This window comes from Streptococcus timonensis, from assembly GCF_900095845.1.
In the GTDB taxonomy this organism is placed as follows: Bacteria; Bacillota; Bacilli; order Lactobacillales; family Streptococcaceae; genus Streptococcus; species Streptococcus timonensis.
Window position 1 is genome coordinate 1229878 of sequence record NZ_FMIX01000004.1, and the last position, 21741, is coordinate 1251618.

Below are 21741 nucleotides of genomic sequence, written 5' to 3' on the forward strand. Positions count from 1 at the left end.
CTAACAATCTCCTACATAGAACCACTGACCAGCGCTAAATACATAATCAGCTGGGTCAAGCTCATCCTGAGGCTCAGTGGGTTGTAAGTAGTCCCTATCATAGTCAAAAGTCCCAAAAAGTCCTCTGTCCATCATTTGCCTCCATTGTTATAAATATCCTGAAAGACCTTGATTAGTTTTTCCTGATCGTAGATGATTTCAGAGCAATTTTTAAGACCTTGAGCAAGTTTAATATTTTCAGTAGATAGCTCATTTAGTAAGTCGTTTTTCTGTCTGATTTCCTCTTTACATTTTCTAAGTTCGATCTGCAGAGTTCTCACATTGACTAGATTGTCATTTTCTTGCTTTAGTTCTTTGATTGGCTCATCTGCCAAGATTTCATTTAGTCCAAAAAAGTCTTTTAATTTATTCCACATTTTCTTACTCCTCATCTTCCTCTGTCATGTTCTTCTCAATAGCCTCTTTTGGACTCATTCCATCTAATACATCCTTGATAGCATGTGATACATCATGGATAGCCTTTGATGGAGCTCTTAGCCCATTAGGTAAATTTAATAAATCAATAGTTAGTAAGGCAAATGCAGATAATTTATGTAGTTCCTCTTGTAGCTGTTCGATACGTTCAATCTTTTCCTGTTGTTGTTTAATGAGTTCTTTATCAGTCATGATTTTATACTCTCTTTCTTTTATTTAGATTAGTAGTAGTTTGTTGTAAGTTAGTAGTTATTACTAAGTTAGTGCCGTAAGGCTTAGATTATTGTATAGTTAGTACTTGTTATATAGTTAGTACTTATTAGACGGCAATTTTTAACATGGCAATTTTTAACATGGCAATTTTTAACATGGCAATTTTTAACATGGCAATTTTTAACATGGCAATTTTTAACATGGCAAAATCTTCCAAGTGTAAAATAACTCTATCTAGTTACCTGTGGATAACTCCTCTGCCAGATTACTCTTTAAGTAATTTTTATAGCTTTCTGACATGGGGCTGTCTGAGAAAAACCGTCTAAATTCTGTCCCATTCCCTCTGCCGTGGCTAATTCTCACAGATAGCAAGTACCCACACTGCTCTAGTATCTTGAAATGTCTATCCACTGTCCGCCTACTGATATTCAAGCGCCTAGCGATTTCCTCAGGGTATACAACCCAGTCAGGCTTATTAGTTAAAATCACCGTCAATATGCCTATTGTTGCTGGTTCAAGCCTGCTGTCTTGAGTGAAAGCATTATTTAACGCTGTATAGTTTTCGTGAGTGTTTCTTATGATGTACTGCATACCTCATATTTAAGCCCCTTTCTTCAAATGTCCTCTGATAATATCGTAGTATGAATGACCTGCAGGGATGATGTATCCTGACAGATTGTCAACCTGAGAACCATCTGCCATAATGTTTATGATCCGTGGTTCCCATTTCTTTTTTTTTGATTTCATGATATAATCACCTTATAAGTATTTTTCTGAGTCCCTCAATGGAATTGCCGTTCCAGAGGGGCTTTTTCTTATCCTGTTAAGTATTCCTGATTTAGAAACTTGTTGATAAAGTACTGTTGACCTTTACCAGTTACAAGTGGTGTCTTGCTAACTGTGATGTGGCCGTCAGCATGTGTGATACTGGTTTCTTTGACTCTGATAAGTCCCATCTCTACGCTCTTTTGTGTTGGCATGTTCCAATCACGCCCGTTACGCTTGATGAGATACCCATGAGCTCTGAGCCAACTAAATAAGCGATTAGCTCCCATATCTACCCCATTCTGTTTGAGTAGTTTAGCAAGCTCTCCAACTAATATAGATGAGTGACTTGCACTGACTGCCTCAGCAAATAGTACCTTAGGACGGTCAGCCTCAATTTTAGCCTCTAGCTGATGGACTTTCTTGTCAGCCATGAGCAAGGCTCTTGCCATGATTTTCTCAGGGCTATTAAAGTCCTTTTCTACTTGTATAAAGTATTGTCTGACTTGTTTGCCTCGTTCCGTTCGCTGGATCATAGCAATTTCTTTGGCCATGTCTAGCTTGATGATGTGATCTACTCTGTTATGACCTCCTCTCCCTGTTTGCTGCTCATTTTTGAGAAGCAAAAAATCTTGATTTTCTGCAAAACCATAGTCAATCATTCGATTAAACCAGTCTGCATATTTTGTTTTGACCTCTAGCGCCTCATGTAGCTGTCTACCTGACACTACTGGCTCATGGTTATCATTAAGAGTTACGTTGATAAGTTCATTCATATTTGCCCCTTTCTAGTTTTGGAACCCTCTAATTTCAGCACCTCGTAAAAATAGATTTTTGAAGAATTTCTAGCATTAAAACGCTCAATATATTCTCTAATTACTGCGCCATATCTACGACGGCTTGGTATTGTTAGCTCTATTATGAACTCACTCAAGTCTCCATTTGGACGCTCTTTAAACATTTTTACAGTCGCTGTTTTCATTCAGACCCTCTCCTTTCTTTGTTGTCGTTTTCGCAACTTTTGGAGTAAAAAAATACTGCTAGAAATCTTCCATCTTGATACCTAGCAATTCTGCCAGCTTGCTTGCCTCTGAGAATGTAAAATCTCGCCCTTTGTATCGGTTGAGCTTTACACTCAATGTTGACTTATCCATCCCTAACTTATCAGCAATATCATTCTGTTTCAATCCTTTTGAGACAATGATACCCTTTAAATTATGGTATGGTTTATCTAATTCCAATACACCTGCCATAGACATCTCCTTTCTTTTTTGTTGCGTTTTCGCAACCTTGATGATTTTAGTATACACCTTTATTTTTTCGTTGTCAACAACTTTTTTTATTTTTTTTAAAAATATTTGTGTTTTCGCAACTTTTATGGTATTCTATCTATAGAAAAGGAGCAACAACTATGATAGGAAATAAAATAAAAGAGCTTAGAAAAAGCCATAATCTAACTCTTGAGGAGTTAGCTGATACTCTTAATAAAGAATATCCTGACACTATCAATTTTAACAAGGGTAGAATTTCAAAATGGGAAAATAACAAGGAGGAGCCTAGACTCTCATCTGTCAAAATCCTTGCTGATTTCTTTGATGTGCCATTAGATTATTTTAACGGCATTGATTTAGAACAAGCTGAAATTTTGCCTGTATATAGTAAACTTTCAAGGGATAGACAAGAAAAAGTCTTGTATTATGCTCAGACTCAACTTGAGGAGCAAGAGAATGATACCCCTCTATCTATTTTTGAAAAGCCTCAGGATAATTTTGTCACAGCTTATGTTGAGGGGTTAGTAGCTGCAGGTTATGGAGCATTTCAAGAGGATAATTTACACATGGAAGTTAGACTCAGAGCCGAAGATGTGCCAGACAGTTATGATACTATCGCTAAAGTGGCTGGGGACTCTATGGAGCCACTTATAGATGATAATGACTTATTATTTATCAAAGTTGCTAGTCAGATTGATGTCAACTCTATTGGTATTTTCCAGGTGAACGGCAAAAACTTTGTTAAAAAACTTAAAAGAGACTATAATGGATCATGGTATCTACAAAGTCTAAATAATAGCTATGAGGAAATACCACTCACAGAAAATGATGACATCCGTACAATAGGTGAAGTCGTTGAAATCTATAAACCATAAAAAAGGAGAAAATATAATGAAAAAATTAAAATTATTTGTAGGGGGCTTTCTAGTCCTAGCTGTACTTGGCTTTATTTTGCAAGCTCTAGGGTTAGCGCCTAAGACAGAAATACCTGAAACACCTAAGGTTACTACTCAGGCCTCAACAAGTGAGGTTAAAGAGGAGAAAAAAGACACTACAGAGACCACAGAGGCAAGCTCTAAAACTAATGATAAACTGCCACGTATTTCAGCAGATCAGATGGCTAGTTTTATTGACTACTTTAAACAAGATTTGACTGATAAAGGGGTTGATATTTCTACATATACTTTTTATAACAAAGACACCATCTTATATGTGAAAGTTCCAAATGATTATAAATACTACTCCAAGACTGACCTGCAAGCATTTGCTGATGGTTTGAAAGCAAAAGAGCATGAGGCTTTTAATGTTTGGGCTGGGATCAATGGAGTTGATTTTAATTTATATCCAATGTTACACATCAAGACAGATGATGGAGACTCACTTGTATCTCAGAAATTAAGTGGAGATATGGAAGTGAAAATTAAATAAAAAAAGACCTCACGCTCACAAAGTTTGGCGACTCTGAGCATGAGGCATGATGTATAGAAAGATAGGCATTAAAAAGCCCTCTTTTCTATACCCTATTTTATCAAAAAGGGGGTACAAAAGCAATGAAATCAACAAATAAAGTGGCTATCTATGTCAGAGTGTCCACTACCAATCAGGCTGAGGAGGGGTACTCTATAGATGAGCAAATAGATAAGCTAGAGGCTTACTGTAAAATTAAGGACTGGACTGTCTACAAAGTCTATACTGATGGAGGTTTTTCAGGATCTAACACTGAAAGACCAGCGCTAGAAAAACTTATCAAAGACGCTAACAAGAAAAAAATTGATACCGTGCTAGTCTATAAGCTAGACCGTCTTAGTCGTAGTCAGAAAGATACACTATTTTTGATTGAGGATGTATTCATCAAGAATGGGATTGAATTTCTGAGCTTACAAGAGAATTTTGACACCTCTACGCCTTTTGGCAAGGCTATGATAGGACTTTTGAGCGTGTTTGCTCAGCTGGAGCGTGAACAAATCAAGGAAAGAATGCAACTGGGTAAGCTAGGCCGTGCTAAAGCTGGGAAATCTATGATGTGGAATAAGACATCATATGGTTACGATTACCATAAAGAGACAGGTACAGTGACCATCAATCCAGCACAGTCACTAGCTATCAAATTCATCTTTGAGAGCTACCTATCAGGTAGATCAGTCACTAAGTTAAGAGATGACCTAAATGACAAGTACCCTAAACCGATACCGTGGAGTTATAGAGCTGTCAGGACGATTTTAGACAACCCTGTCTACTGTGGTTATAATCAATATTTAGGAGAAATATACAAGGGAAACCATGAGCCTATTATCACAAAAGAAGTCTATGATAAAACCCAAAAAGAGCTCAAAATCAGGCAAAGAACTGCAGCCGAAAACGTCAACCCTAGGCCATTCCAGGCAAAGTATATGCTATCTGGTATCGTTCAATGTGGCTACTGTCTAGCTCCTTTAAAAATCTTGATGGGCGTGATTAGAAAAGATGGCACTAGGTTTATAAAATATGAGTGTCATCAAAGGCACCCTAAAAAAACAAAGGGAGTCACTACCTACAATGATAACAAAAAGTGTGACTCAGGTTTTTACTACAAGGATGACATTGAGGCCTTTGTCTTGCAAGAGGTCAATAAGCTACAGCATGACACTGATTATTTAGATGAAATCTTTTCAGACAACCAAAAAGAGGCTATCGACCGTGCTAGTTATCAAAAACAGATACAAGAATTGACTAAGAAAATCAGTAGACTTAATGACCTATACATAGATGACAGAATTACCCTAGAAGAATTACAAGCAAAATCTGCTGAGTTTCTAAATATGAGAGCCTTGCTAGAAAAAGAGCTAGAGGATGATCCAGCACTCAAACAAGAGGAAACTAAAAATACTATCAAGCAATCTCTGAGCAAAGGAGACATCTTAAAGATGGACTATGAGGCTCAAAGGGACATAGTTAGAGCCTTGATCAAGAAAGTACAAGTCACAGCTGATAGCATTCTTATCAAGTGGAGAATATAGAGAGAATTTTACTATCCCTCATTTCAAATAAAGGTGTGCTATTCTCTTTATTTTCTTAAAAAATCAATAATTTTACTATCCCTCATTTCAAATAAAGGTGTGCTATTCTCTTTATTTTCTTAAAAAATCAATAATTTTACTATCCCTCATTTCGATAAAGGGAAATACTTCCCTTATCTGCCGTATAAAGGCCAAGTAGGACCTGTACCAAACTTGACTTACCAGAGCCAGTCCCCCCGATGATTCCAAGAATTTGTCCTTGTTGCATAGCAAAAGAAATATTTCGCAAGGATGGTTGAGCAGCATCTGGGTAGGTAAAGCTCAAGTGTTCAACTCGTAAGGACTGGTTCGAGGGAGTTTCTTTTTGAACAATTTCTGCCAGTATATCTTCAGGCTTTTCAGCAAAGACTTCTTCAATCCGCTTGGCAGAAATATAGGACTGGTTGAGTGAATTAATGAGCATGGCTAGTTTTATCAACTCTACCAAGATTTGCAGGAGATAGTTAATCAGAGCAATCAAGGCACCTTGACTGAGCCAGCCTCCCTGGATAGAAATATAACCATTCCAGATAATCACCAGCAAAGTTCCATTGACGATCAAATAGGTCAAGGGGGGCAAGAGACTGGACCAGTGTCCTGTTTTCATTTGGATAGCTGTATAGACTTGATTGAGTACTTGGAAGTTCTCGATTTCTCGTTTTTCTTGGCCAAAGGCACGAATCACACGCATACCTTGTATCTGTTGGCGTGTTTCCTGAACCAGCTGGTCTGTTTTCTTTCTCAAAATACTATAGAGAGGATTGACCAAGCGTGATAACACGACAATGACAAAGGACAAAATGGCAACCATGACCAAAAACCAGAAGGTCAATTCAGGCGAGAGACGATAAGCCATAAAAATGGCACCAAAAACAATAATAGGAGCCCTTAAAAATAGGCGTAAAAATTGATTGATCCCTGTCTGAATCTGATAGGTATCTGAAGTCAAACGCGTCACCAAACTCGAGGTCGTTAAGCGGTCTCTACTATCCTTAGGCAAGGATAGAATATGACGATAGAGGTCATTGGTCAACTCCTTGGCAAATCCTACTGCTGCCTTGGCTGAGTAGAACTGAGCTACCAAAGCTACCAGAACACCGATAACTGCAAAAACAAAGAGGAGCCCCATTTGCATCCAGAGATGTCCTTGATCTTTTTGAGGGATAGATTGGTCGACAATCCCAGCTATCACCAAGGGAACCAAGAGTTCAAAAACGGCTTCTAGCAACTTAAACAAGGGCGCTAGAAATGACTCCTTGAGGTAGGGTTTATAGTAAGAAAGTAATTGTTTCATGTGTCCCTTCTATTTCCAAAATGAAGAAGGTGGAAAAAACCACCATCTTTTTACTTATTCAAATATGGAAGCAGGTAGCCATAACCAGCCTCTTCCATTTCATCCTTAGCAATGAATCGTAAGGATGCAGAATTGATACAGTAACGGAGACCACCTAGTTCACGAGGGCCATCTGTAAAGACGTGCCCCAAATGAGCATTCCCTGAACGTGAACGGACTTCGATTCGCTCCATACCATGACTCAAGTCCTGGTAGTAATGAATGAGTTCCTTGGAAATAGGACGGCTAAAACTTGGCCAACCACAGCCTGAGGCAAACTTATCCTTGGCAAAGAAGAGGGGCTCACCAGTCGTGATATCGACATAAATTCCTTCCTCAAAAGTTTGGTCATAAGCATTGCTAAAAGGAGCTTCCGTCGCAGCCTCTTGGGTAACTCGGTAGGACTCTTCTGATAAACTTTCTCGTAAAACTGCCTGACTCGGTTTTTCATAGTTAGCGGCATCTATCAGTGGTTTCTCAGCATCCCTCACATCGATATGGCAATAGCCTCCAGGATTTTTCTTGAGGTAGTCTTGGTGATAGTCTTCAGCTAAGATATAGTGGCGAAGTTTTTCTACTTCCACTGCAATTTTACGACCGATGAGTAGTTCTTGTTCACGCACTACTGTATTGATAGTCGGTAAATCCTCTTCATCTTTGTAATAAATCCCTGTGCGGTATTGACGACCACGGTCATTCCCTTGTTGGTTGACAGAAAGGGGATCGATAACTCGGAAATAATAGAGTAAAATCTCACGAAGCGAGACTGCCTTTTCATCATAAATAACTTGCACAGTCTCAGCATGATCTGTTTCTTTGATCAGTTGATAATTAGTAGTTTCTACTTGACCATTAGCATAACCAACACTGGTTTGCAGCACTCCAGAAATACGTGAAAAGTATTCTTCCAAGCCCCAAAAACAACCACCTGCTAAATATATTTCTGCCATTTCAAATCCTCCTTGACCATCTGTCGGTCGACAAAACTGGGAATCATTTCATATCCCATGTTTCATTTTCAAAAAAAGGACAGGAAGCCTCTAATAGAGAGTTTCCCCATCCTATTGCTCTGTTTACTTTTCTTCGACGCGAACACCTTGTGTGTCTACCTGCAAATCATGAAGCTTGCCTTTGAAAGGTTGCTTTTCAAGCTCTGCCTTAATCTTAGGCATCTTGTCAGGATCAGCCAAGACCATAACAGTCGGACCAGCACCAGACAAGTAGGTAGCATAAGCACCATTTCTCTTAGCAACTTTCTTGATCGTCGCAAATTCTCTCACCAGTTCTTGACGGTAACGCTCATGGAAAAGGTCACTCTCGATCGCCTGGCCTGCTTTGACCATATCTCCAGTCAGTAGGGCTGCGATAGCCACATTGGCGATAGAACTTGCTGCAACAGCTTCCTTGTAAGATAGTTTCTTGGGCAAGACACCACGACTATCTCGAGTTCGCAATTCATAGTTTGGAATATAAGCTAGAAAAGCACACTCTGGGAAAGGCGCCACAACAGCAGAAACCTGACCTTCTACTGAGCTTGCAATGACGAGGTTCCCATAGATAGCAGGTGCAACATTATCAGGATGCCCTTCAATCTTAGTCGCCAATTGCAATTTTTCATGTTTGCTTAGCTTCAAGTTTCCGAGTTGATTTGCCAGTTCAATTCCAGCAACAATGACCGAACTCGATGAACCTAGCCCACGCGCAAGAGGAATATCACTAACCATCTTCAAACGTCTAGGTTGGAGATCTGGAGCAATTTGTAGAGCAATCTTCAGCAAAAGATTACGCTCGTCACGTGGAATCCATTTGCCTAATTGATGCTCGATCATCCATTCTTCACGTTCCTCACAAACCTGAATTTCTAGATACTTGGTTACAGCTACACCAACCGAGTCAAAACCAGGACCCACATTGGCACTTGTAGCAGGTACAATAATCTTCATCTTAGTCTCCTAAAACCTTGAAGGTGTTGAGAAGTTCAAACTCGGCTACACCCTTCAAAGCTGCTGTAATATTTTCAAGCTGTGCCTTGTTGATTTTATGAGTGATGATGACAACACGAGCCTTGCCTTCTTGCTTACCATCTTGAAGGATTTGCTTGAAGGAGATATCTTCTGCATTAAAGAGCTCAGCCAATTTCAAGACTTGACCTTTTGAATCTGGAGCCAAGATTGAGAAATAGTAGTTAGCTTTGACATCTTCTGGCTTAGCCAAGACTACTGGACGGCTGTATTCATTAAAGGCTTTTCCAATTGTTCCATCATTCAGACGACGAACGATGCGGGCAATATCAGCCACAACACTTGTTGCAGTTGGTTTTTGACCAGCACCTGGTCCATAGTACATAGACTCCCCGATACCGATAGACTCTACAAAGACTGCATTCATAACACCATTAACACTCGCAAGTGGATGTTCTTTAGGAAGGAAGGTTGGCGTAACCTCAGCAGCAATACCAGATGCCGTTTCTTCAACAGAACCAACCAATTTGACTACGTAACCAAGTTCTTGAGCTACTGCTACATCTTCTGGAGTAATGTTGCGAATTCCTTGGTGGCCTACATCTTCAAACTTGACATTCATCCCAAAGGCGAACTGACTGAGGATGACCATCTTGTAAGCCGCATCAATCCCGTCAACGTCATTGGTAGGGTCGCTTTCAGCAAAGCCAAGTCGTTGGGCTTCTGCCAAAGCATCTTCATAAGACCAGCCTTCTGTTACCATTTTGGTCATCATGAAGTTAGATGTTCCGTTCACAACACCAAGAACACGTGTGATTTTGTCTGATGCTAGTGAGTTGACCAAGGTACGAAGGATTGGGATTCCTCCTGCAACAGCTGCTTCATAGTATAGGGCAACATTGTGAGCTTTGGCTACCTCAAGTAATTCTGCACCATGGACTGCTAAAAGATCCTTGTTAGCTGTCACGACGTGTTTCCCTGCTTCTAAAGCACGAGTGATAAATGTTTTAGCAGGTTCGATACGACCCATCAACTCAACAACGATCGTGATGTCTTTGTCTGACAAGATTTCATCGATATTTGTTACAAAATTAAAATCATTACCTGCTTCAAGCAAGCGGGCTTTCTCTTGATCGTCTTTGACCAAAACTTTAGCTACTTCAATTTCTGACTGGGCTGCTTGAACAATTTTTTCTCTATTTTCCTTTAGCAAGAATGGCACACCACTGGCTACTGTACCAAATCCAAGTAAAGCAATCTTAACTGACATGTTTGTCTCCTCGAAATTTTCTAATAGTCCTATTATACCAAAATTGTGTGAAAATTCCTACCATTCTAAATAAAAAATAGCAAGAACAAATCATAAAAGCTTGCCCCTATAAAGATAGGGAGCAAGCTCTTCTTTCATTCTATTTTACAAAGGCCAATTCCTTATCACTAGACAAGTCTTCTCGATAATTGAAACCCGCAAAGCTGAGCTTTTTAATCTCTTCAACTGAGGTTGCCTGATTTTCCATCAAGGCTGTTAAGAAAGCCCCTCTAGCTTTTTTAGAAATGGTTGAGTGGATTTTTAGTTTACCATCTCGCTCTTCCATAAACTTGAAGGCCACCATTTTCTCACGGATTTCTTTAGGAAAGACAGTTTCAAACTCTGAAGACAAGAGAGAAAAGATTAACTCCTGGTCTTTCATTGACTCCTCATAGGCCACCTTCCAATGACTTTTCAAGCTTTTTCCAGCGACTTTGAGTTTCATCAAAAAGTCCAGTCTGTGAGGCGCAATCGGTTCAAAGGCTGGAATCACACCATAGAGAGTTGACGTTATCATGAGGTGTTTCTCCAGATATATTTGCTCCTCCTTGGTGAGATTGTCCCGTTTGATGTTGCGATACATGAGTCCATCAAAGAGGTGCAAGGCTGGATAGTTTGTCGCGGTTCCATTTTTCAAGGCCTGGATATGGTCGTACTCCTCTTGCGCTTTTTCGGCGGATATTTTGTAAAAGTTCTCCAGCTCTTGGGCAGAAAATCTTGCCAATTCATTCAGCACTGCCTGACTTCCAGGACACAATGGTTTAGCCTCTAAACTAGGGATTTCGGTATTCATTTCTTTTGCAGTTGGGATTAGAATTTTCATAGTGTTAGTGTAGCATATTTTTTTAGGACTACCAAGGATTTGAGCTTAAATAATACGACCTTCCAAATGATCCAATTCATGCTGACAAATCTGAGCAGGAAATCCTGTCAGGGTAATGGTTTGCTCTTGCCAATTGATGTCTCTATAGCTTACTGTAATTGTCTCATACCTAGTTGTCGGTCTTACACCTGCCAAAGACAAACAACCTTCCTCTGTTTCGTATGAGCCTTCAAAAGATTGGAGAACTGGATTAAACATAACCATGGGAATCATTCCGATATTAAAAATAATGACGCGTTTTTGTACTCCAATCATATTAGCCGCTAGTCCAACACAGGTTTCTCGGTTAGCCAATAGGGTATCCTGCAAATCCTTTGCTAGGGGTAAATCTTCCTGACTAGCAGGCTGGGATACCTGCGACAAAAACAAGATATCTTTTACAATTTTCTTTTCCAAGATTCTTTCCTCCATACCATATCAGTCTACTTGATTATAGCACAAAATTATACTCTTCGAAAATCAAATTTAAACCACGTCAGCTTCACCTTGCCGTACTCAAGTACAGTCTGCGGCTCTCTTCCTAGTTTACTCTTTGATTTTCATTGAGTATTATTTTAGTTTATATTTACATAAAAACAAAAAGCCATCCGAAGATGACTTTTCATAATTGTTTAAATAGCGTTTTTATCTTTTCCAAGCGCTCGTTGGACTGCTTTAACAATCTCAACAAGGACCACTATCATAAGTGCTCCTACGGCAACAACCATCCATTGAGCCAAGCTCAAGTTTGAAACGTGGAAGAGATTATTAAATCCAGGAACCAAAATTGTCACCACAAAGAGGACAAAGGCAACTGGGATAGACCAGTTAAAGGTCTTGTTTGTAAAGAGTCCCACTTTAAAGATTGATTGGTAAACCGACTTAACGTTAAAGGCATGGAGCAATTGGATCAAACCGAGAGTTGCAAAAGCCATGGTAAGGGCATCCGCATGGATTTCAGTATGACTTTGGTGCTCTGGGAAGAGAAGAGCCCAACCATAAACACCTAAAACTAGCATCGTTTGGAAGATCCCTTGATAAATGATTGCTCCGAAGACACCACCATCAAAGAAGTTAGACTTACGCCCACGAGGTTTGTGAGTCATGACGCCTGGCTCAGCTGGTTCCACACCAAGGGCGATGGCTGGTAGCGTATCTGTTACCAGGTTAATCCATAGCAAATGCACCGGTTGAAGCACATCCCAACCTAACAATGTTGCAAAGAAGATGGTGAAAACTTCAGCCATATTGGCAGACAAGAGGTATTGGATTGATTTTTGGATATTTGAGAAGACCTTACGTCCTTCTTCTACCGCTACGATAATGGTTGCAAAGTTATCATCAGCAAGGACCATATCAGAAGCTCCTTTAGAAACTTCTGTACCTGTAATCCCCATACCGATACCGATGTCAGCTGTCTTAAGTGAAGGCGCATCGTTGACCCCATCACCCGTCATAGCGACAACCTTACCTTCATTTTGCCAAGCTTTAACGATACGAACCTTGTGTTCAGGAGATACACGCGCGTATACAGAGTATTGCTTGAAGACTTTTTGGAATTCCTCATCAGTGAGTTCATTCAACTCAGCACCCGTGAAGACATGGTTTTCTGTATCATTTGGATCGATGATACCGAGACGTTTAGCGATAGCTTCCGCTGTATCTTGGTGGTCACCAGTGATCATAATCGGACGGATACCTGCTTCTTTAGCGACACGTACAGCTTCCGCAGCTTCTGGACGCTCAGGGTCAATCATGCCGACCAAACCAGAGAAAATAAGGTCAGATTCAACAATTTCAGATTCCAAGGTTGGAATTTCGTTACTTGTCTTGTAAGCCATCATCAAGACACGAAGGGCTTGTTTAGCCAAGTCTTTGTTGGTTGCAAGGATGGCATTTTTATCTTCTTCTGTGATTGGGCGAACTTCCCCATTGACTTCGATACGAGTCACACGCTTGAGCAATTGGTCAGGTGCACCCTTGACAGCGATAAAGTAAGAACCGTCAGATTCCTTATGGATAGTCGACATAAGCTTACGGTCTGAGTCAAATGGTAATTCAGCAACACGTGGCTCATCCTTCAAGACTTCACGAACATTAAAGTTGTGGTCCAAACCAAACTGTACAAGAGCAGTTTCAGTTGGGTCACCAATCAATTTGCCAGATGGGTCTACCTTGGTATCGTTGGCAAAATTCATGACACGAAGGGTATTGTTGCTAGCCGCAATTTCTGTTGCAGAGCTTTGCAATTGACCGTTGGTATAAACCTTTTCAACAGTCATTTGGTTCATAGTCAAGGTACCTGTTTTATCAGATGCAATGATTTCTGTTGAACCAAGCGTTTCAACCGCTGGCAATTTACGGACAATCGAATTACGTTTTGCAAGGGTTGTAGTTCCCAAAGATAGAACGATGGTTACAATGGCAGGAAGCCCTTCTGGAATAGCCGCTACTGCAAGAGCAACCGCCACCATCAAGCCCTCTAATGGATGTTCTCCACGAACAAAGACACCAACCAAGAAGGTAATCACTGCAATCACAATAATTAAGTAAGTCAAGGCCTTAGATAATTGTTCCAAGCTTTGCTTCAATGGTGTCTCTGTCTCGTCAGCATTAGCCAACATATCTGCAATCTTACCAACTTCTGTGTACATACCAGTGTTTGTCACGACACCAATACCACGACCGTATGTTACGTTTGAGTTTTGGTAACCCATGTTAACACGATCCCCGATACCAGCATCTGCTTCAACAAGTCCTGTCACATCTTTTTCAACTGGCACAGACTCCCCTGTAAGAGCTGCTTCTTCAATTTTAAGGGAAGCTGCTTCAAACAAACGCATATCTGCTGGAACTACATCTCCTGCTTCAAGCAAGACGATATCTCCAGGTACCAATTCTTTTGAATCAATTTCAATCACATGACCATCACGACGAACACGAGCCATCGGGCTAGACATATTTTTCAGAGCTTCAATGGCTGCTTCTGCTTGCCCTTCTTGGTAAACCCCAAAAGCAGCATTCAAGACTACAACAGCCAAGATGATAATGGCATCCGTTAGACCGTCCATTCCTTCTGTAATCACAGAAAGTGCCGCTGCCGCAAGCAAGATAATAATCATCAAATCCTTAAATTGATCAAGGAATTTAGCTAGTAGGCCACGTTTCTCGCCCTCTTCCAACTCATTACGACCATAAGTCGCTAAGCGTTCTTGAGCTTGAGCAGTTGACAAACCTTCGATAGATGTGTCCAAGTTCTTTAGGACTTCTTCTGCAGTTTGTGTGTAAAACAAGTCTTTATTTTGTTCTTTTGACAAAACAGTCTCCTCCTTTTTGGCCTCTTTTTACAAAAAAAGAGACCTGTTTTTTAAAAAAACAAGTCTCGCTGTTTAATATAGTGCCGGAAATAATTCGTAATGACGACACTATCGCGGTTTCCCGCCAGCTACTCCCTTGAGTAGTTCTATTATATCAGAATTTCAAAAGTTTTCAAGGGGTGGGGTCTATCTAACTTACTCCCTCCATTTGAATTTTCCATGGAAAACCAGTATAATGAAAGAATACTAAAATGCTAGAAGGGGAGTTAGATGAATCAATCGGTTTCAAACTTAAAATTGGCTGAGCGTGGTGCAATTATCAGCATTTTGACCTATCTATTCTTATCTGCAGCTAAGCTAGCAACCGGACACTTGCTCCATTCATCCAGTTTGGTGGCAGATGGTTTTAACAACGTTTCAGATATTGTTGGAAATGTAGCCCTTCTCATCGGGATTCGTTTGGCTCGCCAACCGGCAGATAGAGATCATCGCTTCGGCCACTGGAAAATAGAGGATTTGGCAAGTCTCATCACTTCCATCATCATGTTTTACGTTGGCTTTGATGTTCTACGTGATACCATCCAAAAAATACTCAGCCGAGAACAAACGGTCATTGACCCACTTGGTGCGACTCTGGGAGTGATCTCTGCTATCATCATGTTTGCCGTTTATCTCTACAATACCCATCTGAGTAAGCAAGCTAAATCAAAGGCCCTCAAGGCTGCAGCTAAGGATAATTTATCAGATGCCGTGACATCTCTTGGAACTTCTATTGCTATCCTGGCTAGTAGCTTCAACTATCCAATCGTGGATAAGTTGGTCGCGATTATCATTACCTTCTTTATCCTCAAAACAGCCTATGATATTTTTATTGAGTCATCCTTCAGTCTTTCCGACGGTTTTGATGAACACTTGCTAGAAGATTATCAAAAAGCTATCATGGAGATTCCTAAGATTAGCAAGGTCAAATCTCAAAGGGGTCGTACCTACGGAAGCAATATTTATCTGGACATTACTCTGGAAATGAACCCAGATCTGTCTGTTTTTGAAAGTCACGAAATTGCGGACCAGGTTGAATCCATGTTATCAGAACGCTTTGGTGTCTTTGATACAGATATTCATATCGAACCAGCACCAATCCCTGAGGATGAAATCCTAGATAATGTCTATAAAAAATTGCTCATGAGAGAGCAACTGATTGACCAAGGAAATCAACTGGAAGAGTTACTTGCAGAAGACTTCATTTATATCCGCCAGGACGGACATGAACTGGACAAGGATGCCTATAAGGCTGAAAAAGAACTAACCTCTGCCATTAAAGAGCTTCATTTAACCTCTATCAGTCAGAAAACAAAACTCATCCGCTACCAAGTCGGTGATACCATTCATACCAGCATATGGCGTCGCCACGAAACTTGGCAAAATATTTTCCATCAGGAAACGAAAATAGAAAAAGACTAAAACAGAACTCCCAACTTTCTCAGTTGGGAGTTTTTATATATTCTTATTTTGCAACGCTCTTAGCAAGTACGAAGTTCCCAAGTGTAGCTGAACCATTACCTGCAACAGCTGGGGTCACGATATAGTCGCGCACATCTGGAACTGGTAGGTAGCCATTAAGTAGGACTGTGAATTTCTCACGGACACGATCAAGCATGTGTTGTTGAGCCATAACCCCACCACCAAAGACGATGACATCTGGACGGAAAGTTACGGTTGCATTAACTGCAGCTTGAGCGATATAGTAGGCTTGAACATCCCAGACAGAGTTGTTCAGTTCAATGTTTTCCCCACGAACACCTGTACGAGCTTCCAAACTTGGACCAGCTGCATAACCTTCCAAACATCCATTATGGAAAGGACAAACACCTTTAAATTCTTTCTCAATATCCATTGGGTGTCTAGCCACATAATAATGACCCATCTCAGGGTGACCAACACCGCCAATAAACTCGCCACGTTGGATAACACCTGCACCGATACCTGTACCGATTGTGTAATAAACCAAGTTTTCGATACGACCGCCGGCATTATTACGAGCAACCACTTCACCGTATGCAGAACTGTTTACGTCTGTCGTGAAATACATAGGCACGTTTAGAGCGCGACGAAGGGCACCAAGTAAGTCTACATTTGCCCAGTTAGGTTTTGGAGTTGTTGTGATAAATCCGTAAGTTTTTGAATTTTTATCGATATCGATTGGACCAAATGAACCAATGGCAAGTCCTGCAAGATTATCAAATTTTGAGAAGAACTCGATGGTTTTATCGATTGTTTCAATAGGTGTTGTTGTAGGAAATTGTACCTTTTCTACAACATTATAGTTTTCATCTCCGACAGCACAGACAAATTTTGTACCGCCTGCTTCCAAACTTCCGTATAGTTTTGTCATGATAAACCTCTTGTATTTATTTTCTCTATTATAGCATATTCCCATAAGGAAAATTACTCTATATTTTAGTTTTTTCTCTGTAAATTTAATCATTCAAGCAAAAACGAACAAACATGACATTTGTTCGTTTTTTTGATTTATTAAGCTTTAACTTCGATAACTACATCACCCTTAGCAACAGATCCAGAAGCAACTGGATTTACTGAAGCAAAGTCTGCAGTGTTTGTTACGATAACCATAGTTGTGTTATCAAGACCTGCAGCAGCAATCTTAGCTGAGTCAAATGTTCCAAGAACATCTCCAGCTTTAACCTTATCACCTTGATTAACTTTTTGGTTGAAACCTTCACCGTTCATTGACACAGTGTCGATACCAACGTGGATCAAGATTTCTGCACCGTTAGCAGTTCTCAATCCATAAGCATGGCCAGTCGGGAAGACGATTGTCACTTCAGCATCAGCTGGTGCATAAACAACATCTTGGCTAGGTTTCACAGCAATACCTTGTCCCATAGCTCCGCTTGAGAAGACTGGGTCATTCACATTTGAAAGAGCAACAACATCACCAACGATTGGAGTTTGGATAACACCTTCGCTAAGTGAAACAAGATTACCAGTTACTGCTTCTTCTGTTAATCGGTCAGTTTCAGCTTCAGAAATTGCTCCTGCAACCTCTTCTACTTCATCTTCGTAACCAAACATGTAAGTAAGAGCAAAACCAAGTGAAAATGATACAGCTACCATAAGAAGGTATTGTAGAAGTTGTCCATTACCAATGTAAAGCATTGTACCTGGGATAATTGTGATACCATTACCAGTACCAGCAAGTCCTAGGATTGAAGCAAGTCCACCACCGACTGCACCAGCAATCAATGAAAGGAAGAATGGTTTACGGTAACGCAAGTTAACCCCGAAGATAGCTGGCTCAGTAATACCAAGAAAGGCAGATAGAGCAGCTGGGAAAGCAAGAGTTTTAAGTTTAGGATTTTTAGTTTTCACACCAACGGCTACTGTCGCGGCACCTTGAGCAGTCATAGCTGCAGTAATGATAGCGTTGAATGGGTTAGCATGATCAGCAGCAAGCAATTGAACTTCAAGCAAGTTGAAGATGTGGTGAACACCTGATACGACGATCAATTGGTGAACTCCACCGATTAAGAAACCACCAAGACCGAACGGCAAGTTAAGGAGTGCTTTTGTTCCAAGAAGGATGTAGTTTTCAACAACGTGGAAGACTGGTCCGATGATAAACAAACCAAGAATTGACATTACCAAAAGTGTTACGAATGGTGTTACCAAGAGGTCAAGAACGTCTGGAACAACCTTACGAACAGCTTTTTCAAATTTAGCTCCGACAACCCCGATGATGAAGGCTGGAAGAACGGAACCTTGCAAACCTACAACTGGGATAAATCCGAAGAACTGCATTGCAGTTACTTCACCACCAGATGCAACAGCCCAGGCATTTGGAAGTGAGCCAGATACGAGCATCATACCAAGAACGATACCAACGGCTGGATTACCACCGAATACGCGGAATGTTGACCAAACAACTAATCCTGGCAAGATAATGAAGGCTGTATCAGTCAAGATTTGAGTGTAAGTTGTCACATCTTCTGGAAGTGTCATCCCAAGAGCAGTCAAGAGACCACGAACACCCATGAAGAGACCAGTTGCTACGATAACTGGAATGATTGGTACGAATACGTCACCGAAAGTACGGATAGCACGTTGGAACCAATTCCCTTGTTTAGCAGCTTCTGCTTTCATATCTTCTTTAGAAGATGTTGGCAAACCAAGAGCTACGACCTCATCGTACATCTTGTTTACTGTACCTGTACCAAAGATGATTTGGTACTGACCAGAGTTAAAGAAAGCACCTTGAACTTTTTCCAAGTTCTCGATAGCATCCTTATTGATTTTCGCTTCATCTTTTACCATAACACGGAGGCGAGTCGCACAGTGAGCTACACTGTTGACGTTCTCACGTCCACCCAAGGCTTCGATGACTTTTTTTGCAATTTCTGTATTGGTCATTTGCAAAAATCTCCTTATAAAAATTTGTTCTTGTCTGAAAGCGATTTTACTCGCCCTACGAGTATTATTTTATCATCTTTTAAAAATATGTCAAGCGTTTTGCAGAAAAAAATTTTTGATTGTTAAAGTTTTTGATAGCTTTTGCTACTTTCTTAATAAAACTCTCTCAAAATTGCCCGATTCTACGTGTTTTTATGTGTATTTTTTTCAAAAACTTTCATATTTTCATTAATTTTCATAAAAATAGGTTTCTAATTATCTGTCAATCGTTTGACATTTTTTGCTTAAATTTGATATAAAAGACTTGCTTTTTTATGAGGAAACGTTTACTATTAAGATAGTAGAAATTTTGGAAGGAAGATAACATGAAATGGACAACTGAACGTCGCTACAGACGTTATGAAGATTGGACTCAAGAAGAAATCAAACAAATTAAAGAAAATATGGCTCAGTCTCCATGGCATACAAGCTATCACATCGAACCCAAGCAAGGTCTTTTAAATGATCCAAATGGTTTTTCATATTTCGATGGTAAGTGGGTTGTCTTTTACCAAAACTTCCCCTTTGGTGCAGCTCATGGTTTAAAATCTTGGGTACAACTTGAAAGTGATGATTTAGTTCATTTTTCAGAAACTGGTGTTAAGGTTCTACCTGATACTCCTTTAGATAGCCACGGTGCTTACTCAGGATCTGCTATGCAGTTTGGCGACCAATTGTTCCTATTCTATACAGGAAATGTTCGTGATGAGAATTGGATTCGCCATCCTTACCAGATTGGTGCCTTAGTGGACAAGGATGGAAAGATTGATAAGATTGATAAGATCTTGATTGATCAGCCCGCTGATGCTACTGACCACTTCCGCGATCCACAAATTTTTAACTTTAAAGGACAATACTACGCTATCGTCGGTGGTCAGGACTTGGACAAAAAAGGTTTTGTCCGTCTCTATAAGGCTATCGATAATGATTATACAAACTGGCAAGAAGTTGGTGATTTGGACTTTAACAATGACCGCACTGCCTATATGATGGAGTGCCCAAACCTAGTCTTTATCAAGGAACAGCCCGTTCTTCTCTACTGTCCACAAGGTTTGGATAAAAAGGTCCTTGACTATGATAATATCTATCCAAATATGTACAAAATAGGAGCTTCCTTTGACCCCGAAAATGCTCGTATGGTAGATGTGTCTGAACTTCACAATCTTGATTATGGATTTGAAGCCTATGCTACTCAAGCCTTCAATGCCCCTGATGGACGTGCCCTAGCAGTCAGCTGGCTTGGGTTACCAGATGTTTCTTATCCATCTGACCGTTTCGATCATCAAGGAACCTTCTCATTAGTCAAGGAACTTACAATCAAGGATGGCAAACTCTATCAGTACCCTGTAGCAGCTATCCAGAATCTCCGAGCTTCAAAAGAGGAATTTTCAAATCGTTCTGAAACCAAAAATACCTACGAACTTGAGCTTAACTTAGAAGACGATAGTCAAAGTGAAATCTTCCTTTTTGCTGATAAAGATGGCAAGGGGCTATCTATCAATTTTGACCTTGTCAATGGCCAAATAACCGTTGATCGTAGTCAAGCAGGTGAGCAATATGCTCAAGAATTTGGAACTACTCGCTCTTGCTCAGTTACTAATCAAGCAACTACTGTCAATATCTTCATTGACAATTCAGTCTTTGAAATTTTCATCAATAAAGGAGAAAAAGTATTTTCTGGTCGCGTATTCCCAGATAAGGATCAAAATGGAATCCTTATCAAATATGGAAACCCAACTGGAACATACTACGAATTAGAATATGGTCGCAAAACTAACTGATGTCGCAAAATTAGCTGGCGTCAGCCCTACTACTGTTTCACGTGTCATCAACAAAAAGGGTTATCTGTCAGAAAAAACCATTCAAAAAGTCAATGAAGCTATGCGTGAACTGGGTTATAAACCCAACAACCTAGCTCGCAGTCTTCAAGGAAAATCAGCTAAATTAATCGGTTTGATTTTCCCCAAAATTAGCCATGTTTTCTATGCAGAGTTAATTGATAAATTAGAGCACGAACTCTTCAAAAAAGGCTACAAGACTATTATTTGTAATAGCGAGCACGATTCTGAAAAGGAACGTGAATACATCGAAATGTTGGAAGCCAATCAGGTGGACGGTATCATTTCAGGAAGTCATAACTTAGGTATCGAAGACTACAATCGTGTGACTGCTCCTATTATCTCCTTTGACCGTAACCTGTCTCCAGATATCCCTGTCGTTTCTTCTGACAACTATGCTGGCGGAGTCCTAGCAGCTCGGACCTTGGCTAAAACTAGAGCCAAGTCTATCATTATGATTACAGGTAATGACAACTCCAATTCCCCAACTGGACTTCGTCATGCAGGTTTCGCTTCTATCTTACCAAAGGCTCCTATTATCAATATTTCCAGTGACTTTTCACCCCTTCGAAAAGAAATGGAAATAAAAAATATCTTAACCAAACAAAAACCCGACGCCATCTTTGCATCGGATGATTTGACAGCTATCCTCATTATCAAGATCGCCCAGGAGCTCGGTCTGTCAGTTCCTGACCAGCTAAAGGTGATTGGCTATGACGGGACTTATTTTATCGAGAATTACTACCCTCACCTCACTACCATTAAACAACCTATGGAAGAAATTGCTCGCCTGACAGTCGATCTACTGCTCCAAAAAATCGAGGGCAAAGAAGTTGCCACAACTGGTTATTTCTTGCCAGTTAGTCTCTTGCCTGGTAGAAGTGTCTAACCATTTA

General features: G+C 40.3%; 22 protein-coding genes and 1 pseudogene. 6 read left to right on the forward strand and 17 right to left on the reverse strand.

Translation table 11 applies throughout. From position 1 onward, the window contains the following. The 8 genes from BQ2679_RS11175 to BQ2679_RS10005 form a co-directional block, all read right to left on the reverse strand. A complete protein-coding gene (locus BQ2679_RS11175; protein ID WP_280136855.1) occupies positions 1-135 on the reverse strand; it encodes a hypothetical protein in 135 nt (44 codons plus the stop codon). Continuing rightward, entirely contained in the window at positions 132-416 is a 285-nt protein-coding gene (locus BQ2679_RS09980; protein ID WP_075567973.1) for a hypothetical protein, read from the reverse strand. Before BQ2679_RS09980 ends, BQ2679_RS11175 begins: the two co-directional genes overlap by 4 nt. A gap of 4 nt (positions 417-420) precedes the next feature. Continuing rightward, positions 421-666, reverse strand: coding sequence for a hypothetical protein (locus BQ2679_RS09985; protein WP_075567974.1), 246 nt, complete (start codon positions 664-666; stop codon positions 421-423). Between the two features lie 255 nt (positions 667-921). After that, on the reverse strand, positions 922-1278 hold the full coding sequence (locus BQ2679_RS09990) for a helix-turn-helix domain-containing protein (RefSeq protein WP_075567975.1): 357 nt from the start codon (positions 1276-1278) through the stop codon (positions 922-924). Between the two features lie 9 nt (positions 1279-1287). Further along, positions 1288-1434, reverse strand: coding sequence for a BOW99_gp33 family protein (locus BQ2679_RS10930; protein ID WP_167350224.1), 147 nt, complete (start codon positions 1432-1434; stop codon positions 1288-1290). 68 nt (positions 1435-1502) lie between these two features. Then, the gene (locus BQ2679_RS09995) at positions 1503-2228 is read right to left on the reverse strand and encodes a phage antirepressor KilAC domain-containing protein (protein ID WP_075567976.1); all 726 of its coding nucleotides are present in this window, start codon (positions 2226-2228) and stop codon (positions 1503-1505) included. Next, positions 2225-2434, reverse strand: coding sequence for a hypothetical protein (locus BQ2679_RS10000; RefSeq protein ID WP_075567977.1), 210 nt, complete (start codon positions 2432-2434; stop codon positions 2225-2227). Before BQ2679_RS10000 ends, BQ2679_RS09995 begins: the two co-directional genes overlap by 4 nt. A gap of 58 nt (positions 2435-2492) precedes the next feature. Beyond that, positions 2493-2705, reverse strand: a complete 213-nt coding sequence (locus BQ2679_RS10005) for a helix-turn-helix domain-containing protein (RefSeq protein WP_075567978.1) — start codon at positions 2703-2705, stop codon at positions 2493-2495. 158 nt (positions 2706-2863) lie between these two features. Here BQ2679_RS10005 and BQ2679_RS10010 point away from each other — a divergent pair, with 158 nt between their 5' ends. From BQ2679_RS10010 to BQ2679_RS10020, 3 genes are all read left to right on the forward strand, one after another. Further along, complete coding sequence (locus tag BQ2679_RS10010; protein ID WP_075567979.1) at positions 2864-3598, forward strand: helix-turn-helix domain-containing protein; 735 nt, start codon at positions 2864-2866, stop codon at positions 3596-3598. A gap of 16 nt (positions 3599-3614) precedes the next feature. Next, complete coding sequence (locus tag BQ2679_RS10015; RefSeq protein ID WP_075567980.1) at positions 3615-4151, forward strand: hypothetical protein; 537 nt, start codon at positions 3615-3617, stop codon at positions 4149-4151. Positions 4152-4273: 122 nt separating this feature from the next. Beyond that, a complete protein-coding gene (locus BQ2679_RS10020; RefSeq protein WP_075567981.1) occupies positions 4274-5719 on the forward strand; it encodes a recombinase family protein in 1446 nt (481 codons plus the stop codon). 148 nt (positions 5720-5867) lie between these two features. Here BQ2679_RS10020 and BQ2679_RS10025 read toward each other — a convergent pair. From BQ2679_RS10025 to BQ2679_RS10055, 7 genes and pseudogenes are all read right to left on the reverse strand, one after another. Beyond that, positions 5868-7052 (reverse strand): annotated as a pseudogene (locus BQ2679_RS10025) (ABC transporter transmembrane domain-containing protein); the annotation flags it as partial. Between the two features lie 50 nt (positions 7053-7102). Continuing rightward, a complete protein-coding gene (msrB, locus tag BQ2679_RS10030; protein WP_075567985.1) occupies positions 7103-8041 on the reverse strand; it encodes a peptide-methionine (R)-S-oxide reductase MsrB in 939 nt (312 codons plus the stop codon). Between the two features lie 123 nt (positions 8042-8164). Further along, positions 8165-9034 (reverse strand): homoserine kinase, encoded by an 870-nt coding sequence (gene thrB / locus BQ2679_RS10035; protein ID WP_075567986.1) that lies wholly within the window; start codon positions 9032-9034, stop codon positions 8165-8167. A gap of 1 nt (position 9035) precedes the next feature. After that, positions 9036-10322 carry a homoserine dehydrogenase gene (locus BQ2679_RS10040; protein WP_075567987.1) on the reverse strand — a complete coding sequence of 429 codons (1287 nt, stop codon included), beginning with the start codon at positions 10320-10322 and terminating at the stop codon, positions 9036-9038. Between the two features lie 139 nt (positions 10323-10461). Further along, on the reverse strand, positions 10462-11184 hold the full coding sequence (gene yaaA, locus BQ2679_RS10045; RefSeq protein WP_075567988.1) for a peroxide stress protein YaaA: 723 nt from the start codon (positions 11182-11184) through the stop codon (positions 10462-10464). 45 nt (positions 11185-11229) lie between these two features. Then, the gene (locus BQ2679_RS10050; RefSeq protein ID WP_075568091.1) at positions 11230-11640 is read right to left on the reverse strand and encodes a peptide deformylase; all 411 of its coding nucleotides are present in this window, start codon (positions 11638-11640) and stop codon (positions 11230-11232) included. A gap of 215 nt (positions 11641-11855) precedes the next feature. Continuing rightward, a complete protein-coding gene (locus tag BQ2679_RS10055; protein WP_075567989.1) occupies positions 11856-14540 on the reverse strand; it encodes a cation-translocating P-type ATPase in 2685 nt (894 codons plus the stop codon). Positions 14541-14810: 270 nt separating this feature from the next. Between BQ2679_RS10055 and BQ2679_RS10060 the strand changes: the two genes are divergently transcribed. After that, complete coding sequence (locus tag BQ2679_RS10060; RefSeq protein ID WP_075567990.1) at positions 14811-16001, forward strand: cation diffusion facilitator family transporter; 1191 nt, start codon at positions 14811-14813, stop codon at positions 15999-16001. A gap of 43 nt (positions 16002-16044) precedes the next feature. On the opposite strand, the gene scrK is transcribed toward BQ2679_RS10060, so the two are convergent. Both scrK and BQ2679_RS10070 read right to left on the reverse strand, forming a co-directional pair. Continuing rightward, on the reverse strand, positions 16045-16932 hold the full coding sequence (scrK, locus tag BQ2679_RS10065) for a fructokinase ScrK (RefSeq protein WP_075567991.1): 888 nt from the start codon (positions 16930-16932) through the stop codon (positions 16045-16047). Positions 16933-17072: 140 nt separating this feature from the next. After that, positions 17073-18968 carry a sucrose-specific PTS transporter subunit IIBC gene (locus tag BQ2679_RS10070; RefSeq protein ID WP_075567992.1) on the reverse strand — a complete coding sequence of 632 codons (1896 nt, stop codon included), beginning with the start codon at positions 18966-18968 and terminating at the stop codon, positions 17073-17075. A 365-nt stretch (positions 18969-19333) separates the two neighbouring features. On the opposite strand from BQ2679_RS10070, the gene BQ2679_RS10075 reads away from it, so the two are divergent. Both BQ2679_RS10075 and BQ2679_RS10080 read left to right on the forward strand, forming a co-directional pair. Further along, positions 19334-20788, forward strand: coding sequence for a sucrose-6-phosphate hydrolase (locus BQ2679_RS10075; protein WP_075567993.1), 1455 nt, complete (start codon positions 19334-19336; stop codon positions 20786-20788). Further along, positions 20769-21734 (forward strand): LacI family DNA-binding transcriptional regulator, encoded by a 966-nt coding sequence (locus BQ2679_RS10080; protein ID WP_075567994.1) that lies wholly within the window; start codon positions 20769-20771, stop codon positions 21732-21734. Before BQ2679_RS10075 ends, BQ2679_RS10080 begins: the two co-directional genes overlap by 20 nt. Positions 21735-21741 lie beyond the last annotated feature (7 nt).